The organism is Hoyosella altamirensis, assembly GCF_014191505.1.
Classification (GTDB): domain Bacteria; phylum Actinomycetota; class Actinomycetes; order Mycobacteriales; family Mycobacteriaceae; genus Hoyosella; species Hoyosella altamirensis.
In genome coordinates this window covers 1154599-1179106 of sequence record NZ_JACHWS010000001.1, presented here as the reverse complement: position 1 = coordinate 1179106, position 24508 = coordinate 1154599, and the positions used below count along the sequence as shown (strand labels likewise).

The 24508-nt window shown below is 61.5% G+C and carries 24 protein-coding genes; 12 read left to right on the top strand and 12 right to left on the bottom strand.

Going from position 1 to position 24508, the window contains the following annotated elements; genetic code table 11:
• The first annotated feature begins 7 nt into the window (after nt 1–7).
• Nucleotides 8–1804: an acyl-CoA dehydrogenase gene (locus FHU29_RS05695; RefSeq protein ID WP_064440877.1), complete on the top strand. Its 1797-nt coding sequence runs from the start codon at nt 8–10 to the stop codon at nt 1802–1804.
• Between the two features lie 3 nt (nt 1805–1807).
• Here the strand turns inward: FHU29_RS05695 and FHU29_RS05690 are convergent, their stop codons facing one another.
• From FHU29_RS05690 to FHU29_RS05680, 3 genes are read right to left on the bottom strand one after another with little or no spacing between them, the layout of a single operon-like run.
• Nucleotides 1808–2323, bottom strand: coding sequence for a gamma carbonic anhydrase family protein (locus tag FHU29_RS05690; RefSeq protein WP_064440878.1), 516 nt, complete (start codon nt 2321–2323; stop codon nt 1808–1810).
• A 33-nt stretch (nt 2324–2356) separates the two neighbouring features.
• Nucleotides 2357–2935: a thioredoxin family protein gene (locus tag FHU29_RS05685; RefSeq protein ID WP_064440879.1), complete on the bottom strand. Its 579-nt coding sequence runs from the start codon at nt 2933–2935 to the stop codon at nt 2357–2359.
• 9 nt (nt 2936–2944) lie between these two features.
• On the bottom strand, nt 2945–3838 hold the full coding sequence (locus tag FHU29_RS05680; RefSeq protein WP_064440880.1) for a LysR family transcriptional regulator: 894 nt from the start codon (nt 3836–3838) through the stop codon (nt 2945–2947).
• A gap of 132 nt (nt 3839–3970) precedes the next feature.
• Between FHU29_RS05680 and FHU29_RS05675 the strand changes: the two genes are divergently transcribed.
• The 5 genes from FHU29_RS05675 to FHU29_RS05655 all read left to right on the top strand — a co-directional run bounded on the left by FHU29_RS05675 (nt 3971) and on the right by FHU29_RS05655 (nt 8609).
• A complete protein-coding gene (locus FHU29_RS05675) occupies nt 3971–5581 on the top strand; it encodes a PHA/PHB synthase family protein (protein WP_064440881.1) in 1611 nt (536 codons plus the stop codon).
• Between the two features lie 8 nt (nt 5582–5589).
• Nucleotides 5590–6357 carry an enoyl-CoA hydratase gene (locus FHU29_RS05670; protein WP_064440882.1) on the top strand — a complete coding sequence of 256 codons (768 nt, stop codon included), beginning with the start codon at nt 5590–5592 and terminating at the stop codon, nt 6355–6357.
• Nucleotides 6358–6477: 120 nt separating this feature from the next.
• On the top strand, nt 6478–7299 hold the full coding sequence (locus FHU29_RS05665; RefSeq protein WP_064440883.1) for an alpha/beta fold hydrolase: 822 nt from the start codon (nt 6478–6480) through the stop codon (nt 7297–7299).
• Nucleotides 7300–7399: 100 nt separating this feature from the next.
• Nucleotides 7400–7861, top strand: a complete 462-nt coding sequence (locus FHU29_RS05660; RefSeq protein ID WP_064440884.1) for a hypothetical protein — start codon at nt 7400–7402, stop codon at nt 7859–7861.
• Between the two features lie 82 nt (nt 7862–7943).
• Nucleotides 7944–8609, top strand: a complete 666-nt coding sequence (locus FHU29_RS05655) for a hypothetical protein (RefSeq protein ID WP_064440885.1) — start codon at nt 7944–7946, stop codon at nt 8607–8609.
• A 73-nt stretch (nt 8610–8682) separates the two neighbouring features.
• Here FHU29_RS05655 and FHU29_RS05650 read toward each other — a convergent pair whose 3' ends face one another.
• Together FHU29_RS05650 and FHU29_RS05645 are read right to left on the bottom strand one after the other, a co-directional pair.
• Nucleotides 8683–10236, bottom strand: coding sequence for a succinic semialdehyde dehydrogenase (locus FHU29_RS05650; RefSeq protein WP_064440886.1), 1554 nt, complete (start codon nt 10234–10236; stop codon nt 8683–8685).
• 62 nt (nt 10237–10298) lie between these two features.
• Complete coding sequence (locus tag FHU29_RS05645; protein ID WP_064440887.1) at nt 10299–11126, bottom strand: SDR family oxidoreductase; 828 nt, start codon at nt 11124–11126, stop codon at nt 10299–10301.
• Nucleotides 11127–11294: 168 nt separating this feature from the next.
• Here FHU29_RS05645 and FHU29_RS05640 point away from each other — a divergent pair, with 168 nt between their 5' ends.
• From FHU29_RS05640 to FHU29_RS05625, 4 genes are all read left to right on the top strand, one after another.
• The gene (locus tag FHU29_RS05640) at nt 11295–12539 is read left to right on the top strand and encodes a PucR family transcriptional regulator (protein ID WP_064440888.1); all 1245 of its coding nucleotides are present in this window, start codon (nt 11295–11297) and stop codon (nt 12537–12539) included.
• 140 nt (nt 12540–12679) lie between these two features.
• Complete coding sequence (locus FHU29_RS05635; RefSeq protein WP_064440889.1) at nt 12680–13777, top strand: ferredoxin reductase; 1098 nt, start codon at nt 12680–12682, stop codon at nt 13775–13777.
• A 26-nt stretch (nt 13778–13803) separates the two neighbouring features.
• Nucleotides 13804–15129 carry a fatty acid desaturase family protein gene (locus FHU29_RS05630; protein WP_064440890.1) on the top strand — a complete coding sequence of 442 codons (1326 nt, stop codon included), beginning with the start codon at nt 13804–13806 and terminating at the stop codon, nt 15127–15129.
• A gap of 42 nt (nt 15130–15171) precedes the next feature.
• Nucleotides 15172–15627 (top strand): hypothetical protein, encoded by a 456-nt coding sequence (locus tag FHU29_RS05625; RefSeq protein WP_064440891.1) that lies wholly within the window; start codon nt 15172–15174, stop codon nt 15625–15627.
• On the opposite strand, the gene FHU29_RS05620 is transcribed toward FHU29_RS05625, so the two are convergent.
• From FHU29_RS05620 to FHU29_RS05590, 7 genes are all read right to left on the bottom strand, one after another.
• A complete protein-coding gene (locus FHU29_RS05620; protein WP_064440892.1) occupies nt 15582–16829 on the bottom strand; it encodes an MFS transporter in 1248 nt (415 codons plus the stop codon). The genes FHU29_RS05625 and FHU29_RS05620 overlap by 46 nt on opposite strands.
• Before the next feature lie 2 nt (nt 16830–16831).
• A complete protein-coding gene (locus FHU29_RS05615) occupies nt 16832–17902 on the bottom strand; it encodes a SagB/ThcOx family dehydrogenase (protein WP_064440893.1) in 1071 nt (356 codons plus the stop codon).
• Complete coding sequence (locus FHU29_RS05610) at nt 17895–19004, bottom strand: ATP-grasp domain-containing protein (protein WP_064440894.1); 1110 nt, start codon at nt 19002–19004, stop codon at nt 17895–17897. The genes FHU29_RS05615 and FHU29_RS05610 overlap by 8 nt, the downstream gene beginning before the upstream one ends.
• Nucleotides 19005–19016: 12 nt before the next feature.
• A complete protein-coding gene (locus FHU29_RS05605) occupies nt 19017–19178 on the bottom strand; it encodes a hypothetical protein (RefSeq protein ID WP_157095182.1) in 162 nt (53 codons plus the stop codon).
• Between the two features lie 101 nt (nt 19179–19279).
• Entirely contained in the window at nt 19280–20218 is a 939-nt protein-coding gene (locus FHU29_RS05600) for an enoyl-CoA hydratase/isomerase family protein (RefSeq protein WP_064440895.1), read from the bottom strand.
• Between the two features lie 24 nt (nt 20219–20242).
• Nucleotides 20243–21481 carry an MFS transporter gene (locus FHU29_RS05595; RefSeq protein WP_064440896.1) on the bottom strand — a complete coding sequence of 413 codons (1239 nt, stop codon included), beginning with the start codon at nt 21479–21481 and terminating at the stop codon, nt 20243–20245.
• Nucleotides 21482–21610: 129 nt separating this feature from the next.
• A complete protein-coding gene (locus FHU29_RS05590) occupies nt 21611–22429 on the bottom strand; it encodes a maleylpyruvate isomerase family mycothiol-dependent enzyme (RefSeq protein WP_064440897.1) in 819 nt (272 codons plus the stop codon).
• A gap of 66 nt (nt 22430–22495) precedes the next feature.
• Here FHU29_RS05590 and FHU29_RS05585 point away from each other — a divergent pair, with 66 nt between their 5' ends.
• Both FHU29_RS05585 and FHU29_RS05580 read left to right on the top strand, forming a co-directional pair.
• On the top strand, nt 22496–23719 hold the full coding sequence (locus FHU29_RS05585; protein WP_232322988.1) for a M24 family metallopeptidase: 1224 nt from the start codon (nt 22496–22498) through the stop codon (nt 23717–23719).
• Entirely contained in the window at nt 23719–24507 is a 789-nt protein-coding gene (locus tag FHU29_RS05580) for an SDR family oxidoreductase (protein WP_064440898.1), read from the top strand. The genes FHU29_RS05585 and FHU29_RS05580 overlap by 1 nt, the downstream gene beginning before the upstream one ends.
• Nucleotide 24508 lies beyond the last annotated feature (1 nt).

Below are 24508 nucleotides of genomic sequence, written 5' to 3'. Positions count from 1 at the left end.
GAGTGTCATGCGATCCCACATCATGTCAGCACGCGATATCGAGTTTCTTCTGTACGAGTGGCTCGACGTGGAGACACTCACCACGAGGAGCCGGTTCGCCGACCACTCACGCGCGTCATTTGACGATGTGCTGCGCTTGAGCGCGGACCTCGCAGCTGAGTATTTCGCCCCGCATTTCCGCAAGAGCGACCTTGAGGAACCTGAGTTTGACGGCACGTCCGTACATGTCATCCCCGAGGTGAAAACAGCGCTCGATGCGTTCGCTAAAGCTGACCTCGTTGGCGCCGCAATGGATTATGAACTCGGCGGTACCCAGCTTCCGCACGTGGTCTTCCAGGCGTGCATGGCGTGGTTCTACGCCGCTAACGTCAGCACCACGGGGTACCAGCTCCTCACTGTCGGGGCAGCGAATCTTCTCCTCGCGCACGGTTCGCCGGAACAGGTTGCCCGCTATGTCAAACCCATGGTTGACGGGCGATTCCTCGGCACCATGGCGCTCTCCGAGCCTCAAGCCGGGTCGAGTCTCGCCGACATCACGACGAAGGCAGTTCTGCAGGGCGATGGCACATACCGCATCTTTGGGCGGAAAATGTGGATCTCTGGAGGTGACCATGAACTGTCCGACAACATTATTCATCTCGTCCTCGCGCGCATCCCGGGAGCCCCTTCGGGCACTAAAGGAATCTCCCTGTTCATCGTCCCGAAGTTTCTCGTCGGCGATGATGGGCAGCTAGGCGAACGGAACGATGTCATCCTCGCGGGCATCAACCACAAGATGGGCTTCCGCGGCACGGTCAACACTGCGCCCGTGTTCGGTGATGGGGCGTTCACACCAGGGAACGCGCCGGGAGCTGTCGGATACCTTGTGGGAGAACCACATCGCGGCCTGGCCTACATGTTTCACATGATGAACGAAGCACGCATCGGTGTGGGACTGGGTGCGACGGCCATCGGATACACGGGGTACCTGAAGTCGCTCGAATATGCACGTTCCCGCCCGCAGGGCCGTCCCGTTACTAACCGCGGCGAAGGCGCCCAGGTCCCGCTCATCGAACATCCCGACGTGCGACGCATGCTGCTGGCCCAGAAGGCGTACGTAGAGGGTGCGCTTGGACTGGAACTTTTCTGCGGCAAACTCGTGGACGAGGTCAAGACCGCGCCCGACGGGGAAGCACGCAGCCGCGCGCAGATTCTTCTAGACGTGCTCACACCGATCGCAAAAAGCTGGCCAAGCCAGTGGTGCCTGGTCGCAAACGATCTGGCCATACAGATACATGGCGGCGCTGGGTACACGCGCGACTACGACGTCGAGCAGCATTACCGCGACAACCGCCTCAACCCTATCCACGAGGGCACGCATGGTATCCAGGCTCTTGACCTGCTTGGCCGCCGCGCGATCGCTGGTGGGGGCGCTTCGCTGTCAGCGCTCGCGCAGACGATGTGCGAAACAGCCGACCGGGCCGACCAGACTGGGGACGTCGAACTTCGCGACTTCGCGACACGATTACGTCGAGCCGCGGAGCGCCTGACCTCCGTCACCGCCACGGTGTGGGCAGACGGCGATGCCGCCGTTGCCCTCGCCAACGCGACCGTCTACCTCGAGGCGGCCGGGCACGTCGTCCTCGCGTGGATCTGGCTAGAGCAGGCGCTCACCGCGCACGGTAAGGCCGGGGACTTCTATGACGGGAAGCGGAACGCGGCGCGGTTCTTTTTCTACTGGGAACTCCCCCGAACCGCACCCCAGTTCGATCTACTCGAGAATCGCGACCGGACAGTACTCGACGCCGCGTCGTCCTCGTTCTGAACCTCAGATCTCCCGCGCATCAACGTGCAGCGATTTGTTGTGCAAGTAAACGGCGGCATTGAGCTTGATGCGCTCCTTTTCCTGCTCCCCCAGTTCACGCCGCACCTTGCCGGGGACGCCCGCGACGAGAGACCCAGGCGGGATCTGCGCGCCCTCGGGAATCAGTGCGTTTGCGGCAATCAGCGTGCCGGCGCCGATCTTTGCGCCGTTCAGCACGGTCGCGCCCATACCAACCAGCACATCGTCCTCTACAGTGCACCCGTGCAGGATCGCGTTGTGTCCGACGGACACACCTGAGCCGACCTGCAGCGGCATGCCTGGGTCAGCGTGCAACACACAGCCATCCTGGATGTTTGTCTGTGCACCGATCGAAATGGACTCCAAGTCACCTCGCAGCACCGCGTTGTACCAGATGCTGACGTCCGCAGCGATCGTCACGCGTCCGATTACTGCGGCGTTCGGTGCGATCCACGCGGTACTGTCGATCTGCGGTACGTGCTCGCCGAGCTGAATAATCATGCGGACGACATTACTCGCGGGCGCACTCTGTGATCAGCGGTACCAGGGCGGCTCATTACCCGGTTTCCATTTGACGTTGCACCCAATGCTCGGAATCTGATCGCCGGGCACTGGCCGCCCGCTGAGCACGGCATCGACTGCGGCCGAGAGATTCTCACCGGTCACTGCCTCATTGTTTCCTGGTGTCGAGGCATCGAAACGACCACGATAGACGAGTCGCCGACCGGAGTCGAAGAGGTACAAGTCTGGTGTACACGCGGCGTGATACGCCAGCGCTGCCGACTGCTCTGCGTCACTCAGGTAGGGGAAGTTCCACCCCCACGCCCGGGACTGCTCGGCCATACGTTCGGGCACTTCGTCGGGATACGCATCGGGGTCGTTGCTGTTTATTCCGACGACGCCGATGCCCGCATCGGACCATCGCGCCGCTGCTTCGCCGAATGGCTGTGCGATGTGTTTGACGAACGGACAGTGATTACAGAGAAACGCGACGAGCGTTCCCTTTTCGCCTGCGACATCGTCGAAGGCCCATAGCTTCCCCGCGGGGTCTGGAAGCGAGAACTGTGGCGCCTCGGTCCCCAGCGGGATCATCGCTGAATTTACGGCAACCATACGGCCAGCCTACGCTGGCATCAGGTCCGCTCGCCGCTCCGCTACCATCTCCCTGATCGCCTGCATCACGGTCACCGAAGCTGGTCTGCGCAGCCGCCGGGGCGCAAGGCAGCCTGTGAACTCCAGTGTGATCGCCACATCCTCCGGGAGAACGCGACGCAGCGTGGGCTCTCGCTCGGCAACAAAAGCGGGCAGCAGCCCGATCCCTGCCCCCGCCAGCGTTGCGGCGGCCTGCGCCTGCACACTGGTTGAGCCGAACGTCACCGCATGGCTACCGATCAGGCGGCTCAAAACGTCCAGGTCCTCCACGCGGAGCAGACCCTCGATGTAGTAGATCAGCGAATGTGCCCGCAACTCCGCCGTGCTAGCCGGCAGCCCCCGCTCCTCTTCATACTCAGCGGAGGCGTAAAGGCCCAACAAGTAGTCAGTGAGCTTCTCCGCGCCCGGCCGGCTCACCACGGGCTCACCCACGCCGATCTCGATGTCAGCGCCGATTCCATAGGCGCTCAGCCGAGTCTGCGTGATGATCTCTACGGTCAGTTCAGGATTGATCCTGTGCAGATCTGCCATAAGCGGCGCAATGAAGTACGCACCAAACGCTTCGGTCGTGGCGATGCGCACCAGACCGGAGAGCGCGCGGTCCCGCGGGATCGTATTGACAAGGTCACGAACATCGGTCAAGGCCGACTCAATCTGTTCACACGACACGAGAAGCCGTTCACCAACCTCAGTCAGCTCACACCCGCGTGTACCTCTGACCAGTACGGGCGTGCGCAACTCGGCCTCGAGCGCCGATATGCGCCGCGACACCGTCGCATGATTCAGTCCGAGAGCCGAGGCCGCACCGACAAGTGAACCGCAGCGAGCTATCTCAAGCAGCACGACGAGGTCGTCAGCACGCATGTGATCACCCGATTCTGTCCCCATTCCCGACCAGGCATGTGCAGAACTGCACAGCTGGCTTACAGAAGTTCCTCTTCACTGGATTTGTAATCTAGCCCACGCTTGTCCTAACCCCTAGCGGAAGGACTGCGCGTGAAGACCCTCGACCCTTTAGAGGTACGCACCCTCTTGGGCAAATTTGCCCGTCCGGATCTCACCGCGAAACACACCACCGCGCTGATGACGGAGTGGTCGAAGATTGCGCTTGGAATGTCCGAAATCGAGATTCCACAGCGCGACGCTCAGTATGGCGACGCCCAATGGCGAGAAAACCCTTTTTATCGACGGCTGGCGCAAAGCCACATCGCGTGGGCCGAATACGTCGATGATTTCTTTGATGACGAGACTTGGGACTGGGAACGCCGGGAACGCGCCCGCTACCTGAGCCGGATACTCACCGGCGCGATCTCACCTGCGAACTACCTGTTCACGAATCCCGCCGCCACGAAGAAGGCGATCGACACAGCAGGCCTGTCGCTGCTTAAGGGCGCACGCAACTTCGTTCGCGACGCCATCACCAACCGTGGACTACCGCGCATGGCCGATACCGAGCCCTTCAAGGTGGGCGAGAACGTTGGCTGCACCAAGGGCGCGGTGGTGCACCGCGAGGAAATGTTCGAGATCCTCCAGTACAGCCCGACCACTGCAACGGTTCGCCAGCGGCCGCTCCTTTTCGTTCCGCCCCAGATCGGCCGTCACTACATCCTTGACCTCACGCCTGGCCAGTCAATGGTGGAACACGCCGTCAATTCGGGCATGCAGACGTTCATGCTCGTGTGGAAAAACCCGCAGCAAGGCAAGGCATCTCCACATGGCTGGGGTATCGACCAATATGTCGCGGCTCTGGCCCGCGCGTTCGAGGTGGTTCGTGCGATCAGTGGAGCCGACGATCTGAACCTCGTTGGTTTCTGCGCGGGCGGTTCCATGAGTGCGCTCACCCAGGCGCATCTCGCCGCCGAGGGCCGCAATCCGATTCACTCGGCAACGTATCTGGTCACGATGATCGACACCCGCAAGCCGAACTTGGTGACCACACTCGCGACCCGCGGCATCAAATCACTTGTTGGCGGCTGGGCTGACAAGGATTGCGTGATCGACGCGAAAACCATCGCGCATAACTTCGCGTGGATGCGACCAAAGGACCTGGTGTTCGGAAACCTCATCAACAGCTGGCTCAGGGGTGAGGATCTTCCCGCTTACGACCTGCTCGCCTGGAATGACGACGTCGTGAACATTCCGGCAGCATTCATCAGGGACAGCCTAGCGCTGATGTCGAGTGGTGACTTGATCAAGCCGAATACGGCGACGGTCCAGAACACTCCGATAGATCTGTCGAAGGTAACCGCCGACAGTTTCGTCGTCGCCGCGCAGACCGACCACATCACCACGTGGGAGCCCTGCTATATGACGACACAAGCTCTAGGTGGTGACAGCGAGATGGTTCTGGTGAACAAAGGCCACATCCAGACGATCGTCAGTCCCGTTGCCAAGTCTCGCCAGAAGTTCTGGACCGCCAAAGCGGACGAGTCTGATCCACTCATGTGGCTGGGCAAGGCCGAACAGAAGTCCGGCTCATGGTGGACCCACTGGACAGAGTGGATCCAGCCCCGCTCAGGTGACGAGATCACCGCACCGACAAATCTCGGCAGCACGACCTATCCGCCTCGTGAGGCGGCTCCTGGTACGTACGTTCACGAGAAGTGAGGAAAACAATGGCTTCGATCATGGTGGAGCGATCCGGACGCGTAGCGCTTCTGACGCTGAATCGTCCCAAAGCTCTCAATGCGCTCAACCTGGCAGTGATGCAGGAAACTGTCGCAGCTTTGAGGGAACTGGACCGTGACCCCAGTGTCGGCGCGATTGTCATCACCGGTTCTGAGAAGGCGTTCGCAGCAGGCGCCGACATCAAGGAGATGGCCCCGAAAACCTTCGCTGACGTGTTCCTTGAGGACTGGTTTGCCGCATGGGATCAGCTCGCACAACTGCGCACACCGACGATCGCAGCGGTTTCTGGATATGCGCTTGGCGGCGGATGTGAGCTCGCGATGCTGTGCGACATCCTGATTGCGTCAGATACCGCGAAGTTCGGCCAGCCCGAGATCAAACTTGGTGTCATTCCCGGCATAGGTGGATCGCAGCGCCTGACCCGCGCGGTCGGTAAGGCGAAAGCCATGGATCTTTGCCTCACTGGCCGATTCATGGACGTCGACGAAGCAGAGCGCGCGGGACTTGTGTCACGGGTTGTTCCGGTCGATCAGTTGCGCGACGTCGCCCTCGAAGTGGCGAAGACGATCGCTGACATGTCTCTGCCCATCGCGATGATGGCGAAGGAAGCCGTCAATCGATCATTCGAGACGACTCTGAGTGAAGGCGTGAGGTTCGAACGGCGCGTGTTCCACTCGACCTTCGCGACTGATGATCAGAAGGAAGGGATGGCGGCGTTCATCGAGAAGCGGAAACCGCTGTTCTCGCACCGGTAGAGGTTTTACCCGGTGTCCGTCTGCCCACCTTTGAGCGACAACGTCCAGCCTTACTAGATTTTGTCGCTCAGAGGTGGGCAATCGGTTCTGCCTCACAGCGCACGTCACGAAGGACGGTCAATGATCACCGCGCAAGCCAGACCCCATTCAGTTCGCGATGTGACGGTGCTGGGCTACGCGATCCGGGTCGCGATCTGGCCAGGAAATCCGCAGAGTGCAGAAGGAAACACGCCGCTTCTCATGATGAACGGACTCGGCGGACGGATCTCGATGCTCACGCCTCTCGCCGAATCGCTCCGTGGGGTTGAGGTCATCGCATTCGACGTACCGGGCGCCGGAGATTCACCACCGCCGAAGCATCCCTACATACTCCCGATGCTGGCCTCACTCGTGCGGCGCATGCTCACGAAACTCGGTTACAGCACAGTCGACGTTTTCGGGCTGTCCTGGGGCGGGATGCTCGCGCAGCAGTTCGCCCTGCAGAACCCGCTTCGCTGCCGCAAACTGATACTCGCGGCCACTATGCCGGGGCTGCCGATGGTTCCCGGAAGCCCCGCCACCCTTTACAGGGTGTCCACACCGCGACGCTTCAACGATCCTGATTACCTCCGTCGCGTCGCGGGTGACATCTACGGTGGCGCGCTGCGAAGCCGTGAAATTCCTGTAGAGCAGCACGCAGGGCGTGTCAGTCGGCGCGGCTATCTGCTTCAGCAGCTTGCCGTCACCGGATGGAACAGTCACTGGTTCATGCCGCTGCTGCGCCAGCGGACACTGATACTTGCGGGCAACGACGATCCGATCGTCCCACTGGTCAACGCTCGCTGGATGGCGCGGATGATCCCGAACAGCCGCTTACACGTCATCAACGACGGCCATCATTTCTTCCGGACCAGCCTCGAAGAAACTCGAGACCAAATGCTGGATTTTCTTCTGAACGAGTGACGGCCCATCGAGGCAATCCTGAACGGGTCACGCAAACCGGCCTCACGGTTGCGCGCAGGCGAGCACAATGTGCAGGAGAAGATCATGAGGAGGAGTCACCGTGTCCCCCCTATCCCCCCTGTCGATCACGCGGCCCCTCTCGTATCTGCGCGGCCAGACAGTCAATTTTTCACCGGACGACTCCGGCCGCAATCCCCGGACAGGCCCTGGGTTCACGCTCGAAGTTCTCGCGCACGACGGCGTGCCCCTGCCTGAGACGCATGTGCGCACGGCAGGCACTGTCACCGGCCTCGACGTCGGCCGAACGACCAACATTCGTTTCGGCTCCACAATGCAGCACGTCAAAGTCCGGCTGACGCACCATGGCCGCCCCGCGAACGTCGCGGTGCTGAACTTCGCCGGACATGTGTTACTCGGAAAGACGATGACGGTCGGACCTCGCATCCCGGAAGAACTCGCCTTTCATCACACGGGCATTCATTCAATGGAGATCATCGCGCTGGAAGAAGACGTCCTGCTATCGCGACTGTGCTTCTCACGGTGGCCCATTCCCTGGTGGTGACAGGCGGTGTGAACTACACCACGATGCCCGCTGTCGGCCGTAGACTTACCATCACGTTCGACACCTATGGATGGGGTATTTAATGTCACCTGCTGACGACAATGGTTCCGACTCAGCCGCTATCTCCGGAGACCCGGTCCAGCGACTGACGGACCTGCGAGAACGCGCCAAAACTGACCGTGCAGCGGCATGCGGTGAGGTGTGGGCGTGGTTACGTCAGCTCCGCGATAGCGACCTTCGTGATTACGATCGGGCGGCCCGCGAACTCGAGACGCTGTTCCGGGCGGGACGTCCCCCAGCGGAGCTTCACGGTCGAACCGAGGGCATGCTCGTGATGACCACGACGCTTCCGATTCTGGACCGAACCGTCACGGCTGTCACCGACCTCTGGATGCCATGGGAAGGCAAACGCTTCGCCCCCGAGGGCGGCTCCAACCGCATTTCCTCACGCGCGTCGACACCATTGCGGTTGCTGTGGCCGTTGTACTCGATGACGCAAACTGAGGACGGCACGCTCGCATTCGAGTTCAAGACACATGTTGAGGAAAGCCGCGACAAGGATGCAGAAGATCAGAAAGTGCTTGTCATCGACTACAAGTCGATCGAAACCAACCCGCGGCTGCTGATTCGCAGCATCCGGGATGAACTCGTTGAACTCGCACCCGGCGTCTTCCTCGGAAAGATCCTGTTCCGCGTAGCCGGCAAGTACATGAAGATCGGATTCTACGCGCTGCACAAGGTGGACTGAATGCGAGAACACCAGTGACGACTTCACTCAGCTCACGGTGAATGCTGTCGCCACTGGTGTTTCGCAGTAGTCATTACCGCCCCGGCAAGAACTTCAGGGCCTTAATGCCGTAGGGCAGAATCGGCGCCCACACCTTCAGTGGCAGGAAGGACGGCCCCCCGAGGTTGAGCACCCGCTGCGTCGCAATGGTCTGCGGTTCGGTGTACTTCAGCAGGCCTTCTGCGCCGTGCCGGCGCCCCATTCCTGATGCGCCCATGCCACCCATCGGGGCATCCGTGCTGCCGAATGCCGGACCGTACCCCTCGTTCACGTTCACGGTCCCTGCACGTACACGAGCGGCGATCGCTTCGCCCTCGGCTGTGGTGGCCGCCCACACGCTGGCGTTGAGCCCGTACTCGGTGTCGTTAGCGCGCTCGATCGCTTCATCCACAGAATCGACTGCATAGATCGACACAAGAGGCCCGAAGGTTTCTTCCTGAGCGCATCGCATATCGGGTGTCACATCGGTGAGGACCGTGGGCTCGAAGAAGCACGGCCCCAGGTCGGGGCGGGGCTGCCCGCCAGCAACTACTGTCGCGCCCTTCGCGACGGCATCTTCTACGTGTGCCCTGACGGTCTCGAGCTGGTCGAGCGAAACGAGACTTCCCATCGCCGGGCCAAACTTGTATCCCGCGCCGATATCCATGGCTGCAACTTTGTCCCGGAAAACCGCGGTGAAATCGGCCGCAATTGACTTCTCGACGTAGATCCGCTCGATTGACACGCACAACTGTCCCGAGTTGGAGAAGCATGCGCGGGTTGCGCCTTCCGCAACTTTGAGCAGGTCTGCACCCTCAGCGACAATCATGGCGTTCTTGCCGCCGAGTTCAGCGGAGAAACCGACGAGGCGTGCCGCTGCCTTCTTGGCGAGCGCCTGGCCGGTCGCGGTTGAACCAGTGAACATGATGTAGTCAGTGTGCTCGATGATCTCAGTTCCCACCACGGAGCCCGGACCTGGGACAACCGCGAAGAGTTCACGCGGAAGACCCGCTTCGTAGAGAAGTTCGGCGCATGCCAGCGCGCAATAGGGCGTGTTGCTATCCGGTTTGACTACTACGGCGTTACCCGCGATCAGCGCGGGAATCGCGTCCGACACTGCGAGTGTCATCGGATAGTTCCACGGCGAGATCACGCCGACGACGCCCTTCGGCTGATGCCGGACGACTGTCTTTGTCAGTCCGGGGAGCATGCCTTGTGCCGCGCGCGGCTCGAGCAGCTTCCGCGCCGTGCGCGCGTAATACCGTGCGTTGAGCGCAATGTCGAGAACTTCCTCGAGCGCTGAGACTCTGGCTTTGCCGGTCTCAGCCTGGGACATGTCCATGAGTGATTCACGGTTATCGAGTACGAGCTTGTAGTAGCGGTGGAAGATCTCGGTCCGTTCCTTGACGGATCTCTGCGCCCACGCGGACTGCGCCGCGCGAGCGTTGTCAATCGCCTCGCGGGCGTCAGCCGCGGTTGCGACCGCGACTTTCGCCATTGTCTGGCCGGTGAAGACTTCGACGACCGGACGTGTCTCGCGCTCACTGCCCGCTGGGATCGCAGCGAGATCAGCGAGGCGCTCAAATGTCTGTGGGGCTGGTGCTGGCATTACAGGCGTACTCCCTTAGTACTGGCGACAGATACTGCCGCCGTGTAGTGAAATTGAGGCGTTCAGCTGTGGCGGGCGCGGTCTTCATAGTCGCGACGCGCTGTGACGTCGAGGTCCGTCACGAATTGGGTGTCGGCGCCGAGGAGACGGCCAATGCGCTCATAAAACCCATGCGGAAAGAAGTGCTGCGCGCGTACGAGCGAACCAGCGAGCCCGGTCACTCGGGTACGCGGGACCGGCTTCTCGATGACGCGCGCTATCGCTGCGGCGATCTCCTCCGGTTCTGCTGTCCTGATGCCACGGATCCCCTTGGCGCCCGATGCGAGTTGAGTGTTGGTGATCGTCGGCAAGATGCACGATACTGTCACGCCAGAACCGCGGACCTCTTTGCGGACGGAATCACTGAAGCCGAGAACTGCATGTTTGGTCCCGCAGTAGGAGGCGAGACCCGGGAATGTCATTTCGCCCGCCAGAGATGCAATGTTGATGATCTGACCGGCTCCGTGCGGAAGCATGCTTCGCAGTGCGATCTTGGTTCCGGTGATCACACCGAAGACGTTGATTTCGAACATCCGCCGGACGATCGTTTCGTCCTCATCTATCACTAAGCCAACCGGCATTATTCCCGCGTTGTTGATCAGCACGTCCACAGGGCCAGCCTGAGCTTCAACGAAGGCGAAGAATTCTTTGAATGATTCCGCATCGGTGACGTCGAGACGCTTGTGGGCGACAGTACCGAGATCATCCGCCGCGGTCTTCAGCTGGGCTTCGTCGATATCGCCAATCGCGACCTTTGCGCCCTGCGCGATCAAATGTTTCGCGGTGGCGTAACCGATCCCACGCGCGCCTCCGGTGATTGCAACTACCCGGCCTGCCAGTGGTGTGCTCATGAACTCTCTCCCAGGTTCGTACAGCGTGCTGCGGCACCGCGAGACGCGGTGCCTTCCAGTGTGCGCTTTAGCAGCGTCCAGAATCTCGGGTTGGGAGGCCGGACTTTCCGGCAAGTTTTGTACTCTGGATACAAACGGAATTGGTCGCGGCGCGAGACGGTGAGGGAAATGGCCGAACGTGATAGCGAAATCGACCAGTGGATCGCGCGGGTGACCGCCGACGCCCTGCAGCCGAGCATGCTCGAGTACTTCACGCAGCGCGTCAACGATGAGATCATGCTGCGGTTGCCCGAACTCGCTGACGATGATGAGTTTCGCCGCGATTTGCACGCCAGCACTGTCGCCCAGCTCAGGACATTCATGGCGACGGCGACAACACCGAGCGCCGAGTATCAGCCGCCTCCCGAAGCTGTTGCCTTAGCCCGCACTGTCGCCCGGCGCGGCATGGACGTGCAGATATTGCTCAAAATATATGGCACCGGCCGCACCACCGCGCTCACACTTCTCAACGAGATCGTGCAAGAGATCCCAGTCGATCCAGAGCTGAAACTCGCCGCCATAGTCGACTTGTGGGGTCTCGCGATGCGCTGGCTAGAGCTGTCCACCGACGTGCTGCTCTCCACGTACACCAAGGAACGTGAAGCGCTGATGCGCGGCGCGCTCGCCCGCCGTGCTGAAACTGTCCACGGCCTCTTGCGTGGCGAGAAGCTTCCCGTCGACGACGCCTCCGCCCAGCTCGACTATCCGTTACGGCGCCACCACACAGCAGCGGTGCTCTGGACCGACCAGGATGACCCTGGAACTGACATCCTCCCGCAATTGGAAGCCGCAGCGCAGGCGATCGCTCGTGCTCTCGGGGCAGCGCGGGCACTCACCGTGGCGTCCGGAGCTCGCGGATTGTGGGCGTGGATCGCAACTGTCGAGTCGCCGGACCTTGACGCCCTCGCCCTGATCAGCGCGTGGCCTGCGCACCTTAGCGCGGCGGTCGGAACCCCAATGCGCGGCGTCGCGGGGTTTGTTGCCAGCCACCGTGAGGCGATCGCTGCGAACCGGGTCGCGGCCGCGCGTTTCGGGAGTGCACGGTTCACCCGTTACGACGAGGTTCAGATCCCGTACCTCATGGGGCTCGATCGGGATGCGCTGCGTACATTCGTCCAACGGGAGCTGGGAGAACTCTCTTCGGATGATGACACTACGGCTCGTTTACGCGAAACTCTGCGCGCCTATTTCCTCGCGGGCAGCAGTCCCGCGCGGGCAGCGCGTCAGTTGCAGGTGCACAAAAACACCGTTCGCTATCGCGTGGAGCAGGCGCAGGCGTTACTCGGGGACGCACTTGCTGAGCGCCGCCTTGAGGTTGAACTCGCCCTCGCGTGTGTGGAAACCTACGGAATTGACGCCCTAAAAAGATCTTGAAAACTGCATGTTTAATTTATTGATGAAATGGGTACTATTCATCATTAGGTGAGCTGTAACCATTCTTTACTTTCCTGAGAATTACTTACAGATTCTCGATATATGTTGCCTGCGACAATCAAGGCTTTTATGATGTGGCAATGGCTGAGCGAGGCGCAGAACCCGAGGTGCATCCTGTCCGCCGCCGCGCACTCAAGGCAGTGCGGCACCTCTTCACTCCATTATTGCCTGACGACTATCTCGAACTAATTAACCCCCTGTGGACGACGAAAGAACTGCGGGGCCGCGTGGAAAAGATCGAATGGCAGGGCAGTCAGGCAGTTACCGTTTCGATCATGCCCGGCTTCAACTGGCCGGGACACAAGCCAGGGCAGTACATCAGGCTCGGTGTGCTTATTAATGGCAGGTTTCATTGGAGGGCCTACTCCCTGACATCCGATCCGGATCCAGAAGATGGCCTGGTCAGCGTCTCACCCAAGGTCGTCGAGTCCGGAACCGTGTCGCCGTATCTCGTCCGTCGGATTACCCCCGGTACGATCGTGCGCCTCGGTGAGATCGAGGGCGTATTCACGCTTCCAGATCCGCTGCCGGAGAAGATGCTGTTTATCAGCGCTGGCAGTGGGATCACGCCCATCATGAGCATGTTGCGCAGCCTCGACCACCGGGAAGAGGTCAACGACGTCGTGATCGTTCATTCGGCGCACAAAGCGGACGAAGTGATGTTCGCGGATGTGCTGAAAGATCTCGATGATCGCTATCCCGGATTCAGACTGCACCTCCGGATAACTGAACACGACCAGCAATTCACCGTTGACCAGCTGGACGACGTCTGCCCTGACTGGCGCGAACGGGAGACCTTCTGTTCAGGCCCAGGGGAAATGACCGATTCCTTTCTCGATCACTTTGAAGAAAATGGACTATCAGACCACATTCACTATGAGCGTTTCCAGCCGGTAATTGGCGGCCAAGGCAAGGGCGGAGCGGGCGGGAAGGTTCACCTCACACATAGCAAAGTGACGGCCGAATGCGACGGCGAAACGCCAATTCTGGAGGTCGGCGAGGAAGCCGGAGTGAAAATGCCCTACGGCTGCCGCATCGGGGTGTGCCATACATGCGTCGGCACACTGCTGTCCGGTCAGATCCGTGACCTGCGGAGCGGCGAAGTCGGCGGCAGCAAAGGCGAAACGATCCGCACGTGCGTCAACACCGCTGAAGGTGACATCGCCATCAGTCTGTGAAGCACCTCGAAAGGAGCATTCCGACAATGAACACGAAATCACCATTCGCCCATCTGACTGAAGATCAGATTCTGGAGCTGGAGAAAGAGTTCGACCGGATCCATGAGGAGGTCTACAACGACCTCGGTGAGCGCGACCGGCGCTACATCAAGACTGTCATCTCAGCGCAGCGCCAGCTCGCTGTAGCAGGGCGGGTTCTCCTCCTGGCCTCGCTCAGCCGCACCAGCTGGATCGCGGGGACCGCTTGCCTGGGCACGGCGAAGATCCTCGAGAACATGGAGATCGGGCACAACGTGATGCATGGTCAGTGGGACTGGATGAACGATCCGGACATCCACTCGTCGACCTGGGACTGGGACACGGCCTCGACCGCTCACGCCTGGAAGCATTCACACAACTACATTCACCACACCTATACCAACATCATCGGCAAGGACAAAGATCTCGGTTACGAGATCATGCGGATAGACCCGAAACAGCCCTGGCATCCGGGGTACCTGCTCCAACCGCTGTACAACCTCGCCTTGACGGCGCTTTTCGAGTGGGGCGTCGCAGTTCACGACATGGATATCGAAGCAATTCGGCGGCGCGAGAAGCCTCTGAGCGAAGTGTGGGAGGACCTCAAGGGAATCTCAGGTAAAGCACGCGCACAGATCATCAAAGACTATATTGGCTGGCCGCTCGTGTCCGCACTGGCCGTCGGCGCCGCTCAGACCGCCTCGCAGGGCCGCATGGTGAAGCCCAAGAGCGAACCGATCCGGCAGCTGCTGCCCGGTTCGTCGAAGCGCCGCACACTCAACAGGCTGATCGGCGCAGCCGACGCGGTCCTCCCTGTGGCGAAGCGCGCGTTCGTTGCCACTCTGGCTGCCAATGCGACAGCAAACCTGATCCGGAATGTGTGGAGCCACGCGATCATCTTCTGCGGTCACTTCCCTGACCAGACATACACCTTCACTCAGGAAGAAACGGAGAACGAAAGCCGCGGCGAGTGGTACCTGCGCCAGCTCGTGGGCGCCGCCAACATCGAAGGCACTCCACTATTCCACGTCATGAGTGGCAACCTGGGATATCAGGTCGAGCACCATCTGTACCCGGACATGCCGAGCACGCGATACGCCGAGATCGCGCCGAAGGTCAAAGAGATCTGCGAACGCTACGAACTCCCCTACAACACCGGGCGCTTCGGGCACCAATGGGGCGTTGTACATCGCACTATCTTCCGGCTCGCATTCCCGGGCGGGAAGCCCCGCCCCAAGCCCGGACCGTACAAGCGCACCGAAGACGAGAAGCCACCAGCGCGCCTGAGTGAAGCTTCCAGGTATCGCGCCCGGATGCCAGCTTCGAGCGCGTAGCCGTCACGTTTGCCCGCCAGGTTGCTGGGGTACCGCATTCCCATGCGCGTTCTCACCTTCAATCGCACCGATTCCGTACACGCGGCCGTACGAGGGGTAGTCGCGGCTATGAGTATGACCGGGATGCGGGCACTCAGCACTAAGGCGGGCATCGTCAAGGAAACTCCACCGGAAATGATCGCCGACCAGGAGGTTCCGCATCTAGTGGACCGGCTGCCCGACCCGGCAGCTGACTCGCTTCTCGTCTTAGCGCACTGGGGATACGGAGCCGCTGGCGGCGCATTCTTCGGTGCACTGCCTCCGCCGATCCGACAGTCCCGGTGGATGGGTCCGGCGTACGGTTTAGCGCTGTGGGCAGCGTTCGAGGTGATACTCGAACCGGTCTTCGGAATCCGGCTACGCCGGAAGCGCCCGCCACCCGAACGGGCGGCGCTCGCTGCCGACCACCTCCTTTACGGTCTGGTGCTGAACGAACTGCGATCCCGGCCCAGCAAGTAGCTCGGTACGGCACGCAAGCCTCGGGCTCGCAAGGTGAAGAGGAAACCGGCGAGCAGTGCGGCAGTCAGAAGCGAGACAGTAGTCGCGACGCCCAGCGATACCGCCAGAATGCCCGCACAAAGCGGTGCGAATACCGCAGGTACGGTAGCCACCAGGCCGAGCGCGCCGCCAGCACGGCCGCGAAGCTCATCGGGCGTTACTTCTAGCATTGTTGCGGAGACGGTCACCTGCCATAGCGGCTGGGCGGCCAGCAGGAGCGAGTAGCCCACGGTTGCTGCAACTGGATCACCCATCACCATCATCGCCAGGGCGATGGCACCAGCGAGAAGCGAGACACTGAGCAGTACATGAGCTGAATGGTGCCGCTGCAGCCGCGGCACCATCAGGCTGCCACCGATCCCGGCACCATAGGCTGCGGCAAGAGCGAACCCCACCGCCACCACCGCCGCCCCCGTATTTGTCAGGATGACGATCAGGACGAGGCCGGCGCCATTTGTGACCAATACGGAGAGCGCGCCGATCAAAGCGGCGGGCCGGAGAAAAGGATCCCGCCACACGAACCTGAACCCGTCGCCCAGCGATGCCTGAACATGAGAGTCTTCGAGGCTTGCCGTTCGCAGTGGAGATTTCACCGCTGACGCCGTAGACGCAGCAGTCACAAATGAGACGGCATGCGCGGCGAACGGCAGCACCGGCGCCATCGCGTACAGCGCTGTGGCGAGGGGCGGGCCGGCCAGCCCTGCCGCATAACCGCGGCCCTCCACCAGACTGACAGCGCGCGTAAGTTCGCCGTCACCAACAACGTGTGGGAGGGCGGCTTCTTCTGCTAAACCGCGAACACACCAGGCGGCGCCAAGCACTGCACCGACAGTAAGGATGTGGGCGAGAACAAACGAGTTGGCGGAAACAGTGGCGGCAAGCGTTGTCGCGGCCCCCGCACCGAGCAGATCAGCTCCCACCATCGTGCGTTTACGGTCCGCGTGGTCAACAATCCATCCCGCGGGCACATTGAACAGCGCGAACGAAGCCATCGTGACAGTTGCCGTCATCCCCACGATCGCTGGCGAACCCGTCATAGCGAGTACCCACAGCATGATCGCGATTCCGTAACCACGGCTCCCGAGCTCGGAGACTGCCTGCCCCGTCCACAGCAGGGTGAAGTCTCGTCGCGAACCCGCGCGCGCACCGGTTTGTGTGGCCACGGTTAAGCGCTCTCCAATGGAATTCCCAGTGCGGTGACCCCGAGAACTGGTTCCGCGGCAGGATCAGCCCCGATCATCCGTTCGAGCAGTTCGTCACGGACTGCGGTGGCGGTCACCGCTCCGAGCCCTAGGGCGGATGCGGATACCAGCACCGTCTGACTGATGTGACCGACTTCGATGAGTATGTCGCGGTACGCGCGCGCCGAAGCGTACCTCCATGATGTCCGCTCCAGCACAGCGGTGTAGACGAACAGAGCGGCACACTCGCTGAGCCATGGCTGGTCTCCCACAGCCGCCCGCATTTCGCTGGCAGCAACTTTGGCGCCAATGCGTTCGAAGCCGCCCCGGTGCGCGGCGAAATGGTAGAGCCCCTCGTCGAGCCCATCGACGTTGCGGCTGTAGAGGTAAAGCTCGATAGGGCTTCGAGCGCCAGCCGATGGGCTGGTTTTCAGCACGACTTGACCTAACGCGGGATGGTCAATCACCTCGACAGCGCCCACAGCCAATTGCGCAACGATGCCTAGCTGCTCCAATGGTGCCGCATCTTGAGTGAATTGGCGCACCGAACGCCGACCGTACAGAGCATCTACCAAACGGGGCCGCATCCAAGCTGAATCATCCGGGCGGCGCTGCGCCACCGGGACCACCGGCGCATCGTCGAAGGTACGCCAGGGCGAAGGCGGTGGATCGCTCAGCGCGCGGTCCACAGACATCATCTCGTCTTCGATCACGCTATAAAAGCGTGCGTCCGTTGTCGTGCGCGCGGAGAAATGCTGGTACTCGGGCCCTCTGCCCCAGCGACCCCATTCCTTGGTCAGCTGCTCCTCGCGAACGTGCTGATCTGAACCGTACTCGACAAGTACACCTTCCTCGAGGAGACGTGACGCTATCGCATGATCGAGCGAGCCGCGCGTACCGATCGATTCGAGTTCACGCCACACCCCAAACCAGCGGACGATCCGCAAGCTCTCGTCCGTGAGTGCGAACTGTCGGTGGTTGACGTAGTCGTCCCACACGATTTTCCCATCCTGGGTGAACATCACGGCGTGGTCCGCGGTTTTGATCTCAGGCATGTGTCGTGCTCCCCTCGGGTGCGGTGTCGTGTGCCTCGAAGAGGTCTTTAACCATCGTGTGGACAGCGCGGGATACCGCATCAGACTTCGCTTTTCGCTCCGCCCAGAGCCAATCTGAATGGGTGTTGACTTCCAGAAAGACGGGTCCGCCTGGAGCGTCGAGCAGGTCGAACGCTGCCATTTCGAGACCGAATTGGTTAGCTACTCTCCATAGCGCGACTTCGATGGCGGCGGGGATAGTGCACTCCTCGACGAAGATGGAATCTGGCGTTGTCCACAGCGCCTCTGGTGCTGGCCGGGTGACCGCATACGCAACCATCTGAGCCCCGATGATGTAGACACGGAGTTCTCTGTCGGCTTCGACGAATTCCTGAACCAGGACCGGCGCCAGCTCCGGCGAGGTGTACGTACGTATCGCGTCGCGGCGCAACCGTTCCGGATATACGCCGTGCAGCTGTCCCGGTGCGGACTCGACCGCGTGGTGCCCCAGACTCTTGACTAAGAGATCACCCTCACCAGCAATCGCTTTGAGAGCGCTGGCCGGCACCGATGTTACGGCGGTAGCGGGTATACGCAGTCCGGCTGAGCGCGCCGCCCGTAGCTGACTGATCCGATCGGGCGGGCTGGACCCCGCTGAATGATTGATGCGCCGCACTACGCTCGCCGCCATCGCGTGACCCCATGCGGACCATTGGTCCCGCATGTAGTGCGTTTCGAGACGTCCCGCGCTATGCCTGCCGGTGCCCTGCAGCCTCATTGCCTGCGCGTCGAAATATCTGCGCCAGCACACTACAGGCCGAAACGTGTTCCCCTCCCAGTGCAGCGTGCCCGTGACCGGATCCCAGAGCGTTTCTGCCTGGGTGCACCGATCCGCGTCAATGCGGACCAGTGGGATCCCCTGGGCAGCAAGCTGTAGGGACAATGCGTCTATTTCCTGGTCCGCTGTTCGCGTCAGGGTGAGCACGCATGCTGGCGGGTGGCCAGCGTGGGAGGACTGTCGCTGTGGGTGGCCCACACGCGCCTGGAAGTCCCGGGAGTGTGGGTGCAGTTCTGTGACAGGGCGCTTCGCGCGGAGCAGAAGCGGCATAGCGGGGGTCGTCATCGGTGTGGTTCCTCAGCCGCCGTGGCACCCCTTGCAGCCGTACAGCGGTCGCGACGACATCGTCGCGTACTCGCTGGCGAATGACTCGAAGGCCGCGTCCTCCACGATCACGCGCTCCATTACGTCCGTGTCTGCCGCCTCGATCAACGACCGCGCCATAACTTCGATGCTCATGGTGTTCTCCCTCTTCCGGTGTGGTGGGCCCTTTTTGGACCCACCGTTATCCTCTGAGAGATCTGCGCCACGAAATACCCACCCAAGGGGTGGTCATGCCGTCACCCCGTGAAGTCGAATGCGGTTCCTTCAATCCAGGGTGCGAAGTTTTCTTCGCTTATGTCTTCGCCGCGTTCCTCGAGTTGGTCGAGGAACTCGAGATAGGCGCGCATGGCCGCGCGTGCTTCTTTCGTCGACCCGGCTGCAACGAATTCCGCACGCTCACGGTGTAATCCGCTTGCGAGCGAGGGATCCCCGTACACCGCATGTTTGATTGCCTTCACGGCTGCCGGTGACCGGCGGGCCAGGCGTTCGGCTGTCTCGGCGGCGAATTCAAGGAGCCGTTCCGGCTCAACGAGGTGGTGGACATATCCGATCTCTCGGGCCTCATCGGGGCTGAGCGGACGGCCTTCCAGCATGATTTCGAGGGCCCGTGCGTGCCCCACTGCCCGCGGAAGACGCTGAGTGCCACCGCCGCCGGGAATGATTCCGACACAGATTTCTGGCTGCCCGATCTGGTATGGGCCGTCAGCCATGATGCGGATGTCGCAGGCGAGTGCGAGTTCGGATCCACCGCCAAGCGCACGGCCGTTGATCGCGGCGATGAACACCTTGTTGAGCCGCTGCATCAGCGCGCACGTCTGGTGATACCGCAGCAACGACTGCGTGCCCTGCGCCGGTGTGCGGCCCATCAATTGCCGTGCTCCTGGAACGTGCTCGATCGCTGACTGCGCGCGCAGCACACTCCCGGCTACTGCCGCCGGTAGTTCCACGCCTGCGGCTTCAACTCCGTGCAAGATTTCCCCGACATCGTAATGCGAAATGAATACATCCTTGACCCCACTGGTCAGAACCACCGCACCAACGGAGTGATCTTTATCTAGGGAAAGGAAAAGCTCGTAGAGCTCATCCATAATCGATCCGGTCAGGAAATTCAGCGGTGGATTTGTCAGCGTGACGGTGAGGACGCGGCCGCGGCGTTCTGTGTGTACAAATGACATTTTCCCAGCTCCTGTCAGGCGGACCTACTTGTGCCTATTAGTCACTTTTCGTTCACTGTGATTCTTGTCTGCAACTGAACGAAATGCCAGTAGTGGAACGATGCATGCGGCGATAATCGCGCCCGTGAGGGCAAGCACTGAATACGACGTGGATGCGACTATGAATCCGGAAGCGAATCCCCCGCCTGCTCCTGCTAGTGCAATTCCGAGATCCACACCACCTTGGATGCGGGCGCGCTGCTGAATCGGCGCCGCGTTTGTGATCATTGTGGTGCCGCTGATGAGTCCGAGGTTCCAGCCCAGCCCGAGCAGCGCAAGTGCCGCGATCAGTCCCGGTACCGACTCGCTCGTGGCAGCGGTCCCGCCGGCCGCGATCAAGGTGACGCCTGCAGCCACGGCGACAAGGCGTGCACCGAACCGGTCCACAAGCATTCCCGAGACAGGTGACGGCAGGTACATCGCCGCGACATGAACCGCGATCACTATCCCCGCAGCGCCAAGGCTGTGGCCGTGATGGAGCATGTGGATCGGCGTCATGGTCATGATGGCGATCATGACGAGTTGCGTCATCGTCATCACCGCCGCGCCTGAAGCGAGCAGTCGCGGTGCGCGCATCGCGCCTGTTTCTGCTGTCTGAGGCGCAGCGGCCGCTATTTCGCGGGCGAGAAGCAGCGGGTCGGGGCGCAGCCCCACGTAGAGCACAAGCGACGCAAGCCCGTACGCCAATGTGGCCAGCATGAACGGGCCCGCAAGCGGCGGTATCCCCCAATGCGACGCGATGTCGCCCGAGAGCGTAACTGTGTTCGGCCCTGCCACCGCGCCTGCCGTGGTAGCGACCATCACGATGCTGATCGCGCTCCCCCGCCGTGCCGGTTCAGCGAGGTCAGCGCCCGCGTACCGCGCCTGCAGATTGGTAGCGAGGCCTGAGCCGTAAATCAGGAGGGAGAGTGTGAGCAGTGGCAGGGATTCAGCCACCGCTGCGATGACGACACCGCCGCTGCCGATCGCACCCGCCGCATAGCCGCTTGCGAGACCAGCTCGCCGGCCCCGGCGCTGCGAGATCTGCCCAACCGCGTACGCAGCCCCGGCCGCGCCGACAGTGAATAGTGCAGCCGGAACACCCGCGAGACTCGTCGAGCCCAGAACATCTTCCGCGAGCAGCGCACCCACGGTGATCCCGGCAGCGAGGCCAGCCCCACTCAGCACCTGAGCAATGACCAGGACGAGCAGTGTCCGGCGCTGCACCAGCGCTTGCTTAGTCATTCTGGCTCCTTCCGGCTCTTCAGCCGGACATGCTTTTAGACGAGCAGGTGCAGAACGTACAGAATCTCTTCGAAAACGTACCCTTTGGACGTACCCGCAGAAAAGCACCCAGGCTCGGCGCAGGGCGGCTCATATCGTGAAGGTGAGGTTCTCCGCGATACGGCGCCCGAGCTCGGAGTCTCCCGTGGACTCGATGTTCTCCCAATTGTCCTGGGCATTCACACGTCCGCCCGCAAGCCGAACGAACAAGCCAGAAGCAAGCCGCAAATGCACTGTTGGATCCGCGTCAAAGGACTCGACGAGATGGGCTCGGCCCTCTACCGCCACTTTAAACGTGCGGGCGAGCGGGCCTGTCAACTCGAGCACAATCCTGGATCCCGCAGGTGCTTGTGCCCTCTTCCCGACAGCGAAGCCGATCGCCCCGGATATCACCTGCATTGATAGGTCGCCTCGCACCCCACCTTCGTCGCCGGGAATGCCGACTGCATCACGAATATCGAGCTCATGCACCCAGCAGTCAAACAAGCGAATAAGCATGAACCCACCCACAGTTGTGGGACCTACCGGACCGATCGTCTCTTCGTTCCATTGCGCGTCAGTCAGGCTCGAGAGGAACTCGCGTCGACGTCCAGTGACCTCCCGGAATATCTGCAGCATCTCGGGCGGGGTATGCGCGCGCAAGTGCAAAACCCATCTTTCGTTGAGCGCACCGATGTCGTTGTGGACGTGCTCGAGGTCCTTGACGTTCGTGTCGGTCTTCGGGGCTCGTTCGCCGAGTAGCAGCGACTCCGTACCAATGATGTGTGAAACAACATCGTGAACCGTCCAGCCAGGAAGTGCGGTCGGTGTGAGCCACTGGTCCTCGGTGAGTTCGCTGAGCAGGGCGTCGAGTGTGGACCATTGTTCGAAGAGCGCCGCGGTGACGGTGCGCTGATCAGGCTGAGACATTAATGACTCCTCTCACGCGTCAAGAGTTAGCTAACCAGGCGGGCTGAGTGCGCGTAGGGTCGGGGCATGAGCCCAGTTCCAAACCTGCTGCCCCTGGGTGAGTGTGCGACTCCCCCTTGGCTATCCGATCCCGACCGTTTGTCCGCTGTGTCCGGTGCTGAAGAACCTTCCTTCCCGGCGGCCGAGTACGAGCAGCGACTCAGCCGAGTACGCGCTGCGATGGCCGGCGCGGGGCTTGACGCATTAGTTGTCTCACGGCCCGCCGCGGTGGAATACCTGTGCGGCTACTTTTCCGCTGAGACCATTCCGCAGCCAGTCCTCGTGACGGGCTCAGACCTCGTACTGTTCGTTCCCGATTTCGAAGTTGGCCGGGCTGTCGCAAGCTCGTGCGCTCCAGAGGTGCGGTATTTCAGGTACGCCGTCGCCCATCTCGCGTACGCGAACGTCGGGGATCACGTCGCCCATCAGGTCGGTACCACCGCACGGGTAGGAACGGACTCTCGCACTCCGATTGCTATCGTCGACGGCCTCCGTGGCGCATCCGTTTCAGTGGCGACGGGAGCGGACATTACCGACACAGTACGGCTCGTGATGTCACCTGCCGAGATCAGCGCGGTGGAAAAGGCAGCGGAATCCACTCAGCGTGGCGTGGAGGCTGGCATTGCGGCCGCCGCGGCGCCCGGAGCCACGGACGCGCAGGTTGCCGCAGCGATCAGTGCCGGTCTAGTCGAGCGGGCCACCTCGCGTTCCGCATGGCAAGTTGTCGTGGCGACGGGCAAGCGGGCCGGTATTCCGCACTCGACGTGGCGTAACCTCCCGCTGGTCGATGGTTCAACGTTCCTCGAGTTCGCGGGAACTCACCATCGGTACCACGCCCCGATCATGCGTTCGGTTTGCCGTGGCGAGCCTTCCGCCCTGGTGAAGACACTGGCAAATCTCTCCGAAACCTGCGTCGCCGCTGTACTGGAGACTGCGCGCGCAGGCGTGGCGTGCAGAGACGTTGCTGAGCAGGTGACGAAGGCTCTCGGCCCGCTCCCCGACGGCGTGGTGTTCCACGAGCTGTACGGCTACCCCGTCGGCCTTGCTCATCCACCCCACTGGATGGATGGAGCCCCGTTCAACATCACGATCGATAACCCTGAGCCATTGGAAGCCGGAATGGTTTTCCACATGCCAGGGTCTTTCCGTTCCATCGGGCTGGGGGGTGTCGGTCTGAGCCAGACTTTCGTGATCGAGGAAAACGGGACGCGCCCGTTGACGCACGGCAAAGCCGAGATGGTGTACCTCTAATGGACGTACTCGTCACCGGTGCTTCAGGGACGCTCGGGCGCGAAGTTGTCGCCCGGCTCCTTGCCCGGGGACACAACGTTCGGGGCGTCAGCCGGAAGCGAAGGTCTTCGCAGCAGAAACACTTCGAGTGGATTCAGGGAGATCTGCGTACCGGAGCAGGCCTGGATCGCGCGATGGCAGGCGCGAAAACGGTCCTTCATTGCGCGACGGGTTTTGGTCGCCATACCGAGGAAAAGCTTGCTCACACGCTCACCGAGGCAGCTCAGCGAACGGCGGTTTCACACGTTGTCTACGTGTCGATTGTCGGCGTGGACCGAATTCCGCTGCCCTACTACAAACAGAAGCTGCGCGCCGAGGAGGTGTTCAAACAATCCGGTTTGCCCGTGACAATCGTTCGCGCCACACAGTTTCATGACCTACTGCGTGCGGTTTTCGCGGCGTCGGCAAAGTCACCAGTAATGCTCGTACCGAACATTCGCTTTCAGCCTATTGATGCGGGTGACGTCGCTGCGCGCCTTGCGTTTGTCGCGGCATCGAGCCCAGAGGAGGGAGATATTGAAATCGGCGGGCCGCGCGTCGAGTCGGCTACGGACCTCGCGCATGCGTACGTGTCTGCCGCTGGCAGAAAACGCCGAATAGTGCCCTTTTCTCTGCCGGGCGCTATCTTCCGCGGATACTCGGAGGGTTACCATCTGAGCCCTGGCAATGCGTTAGGCGAAGTGACGTTTGCGCAGTATCTTGACCGCCACCCCGACCTGCGCCGCGTCGCCTACCGCACTACCTCATAGA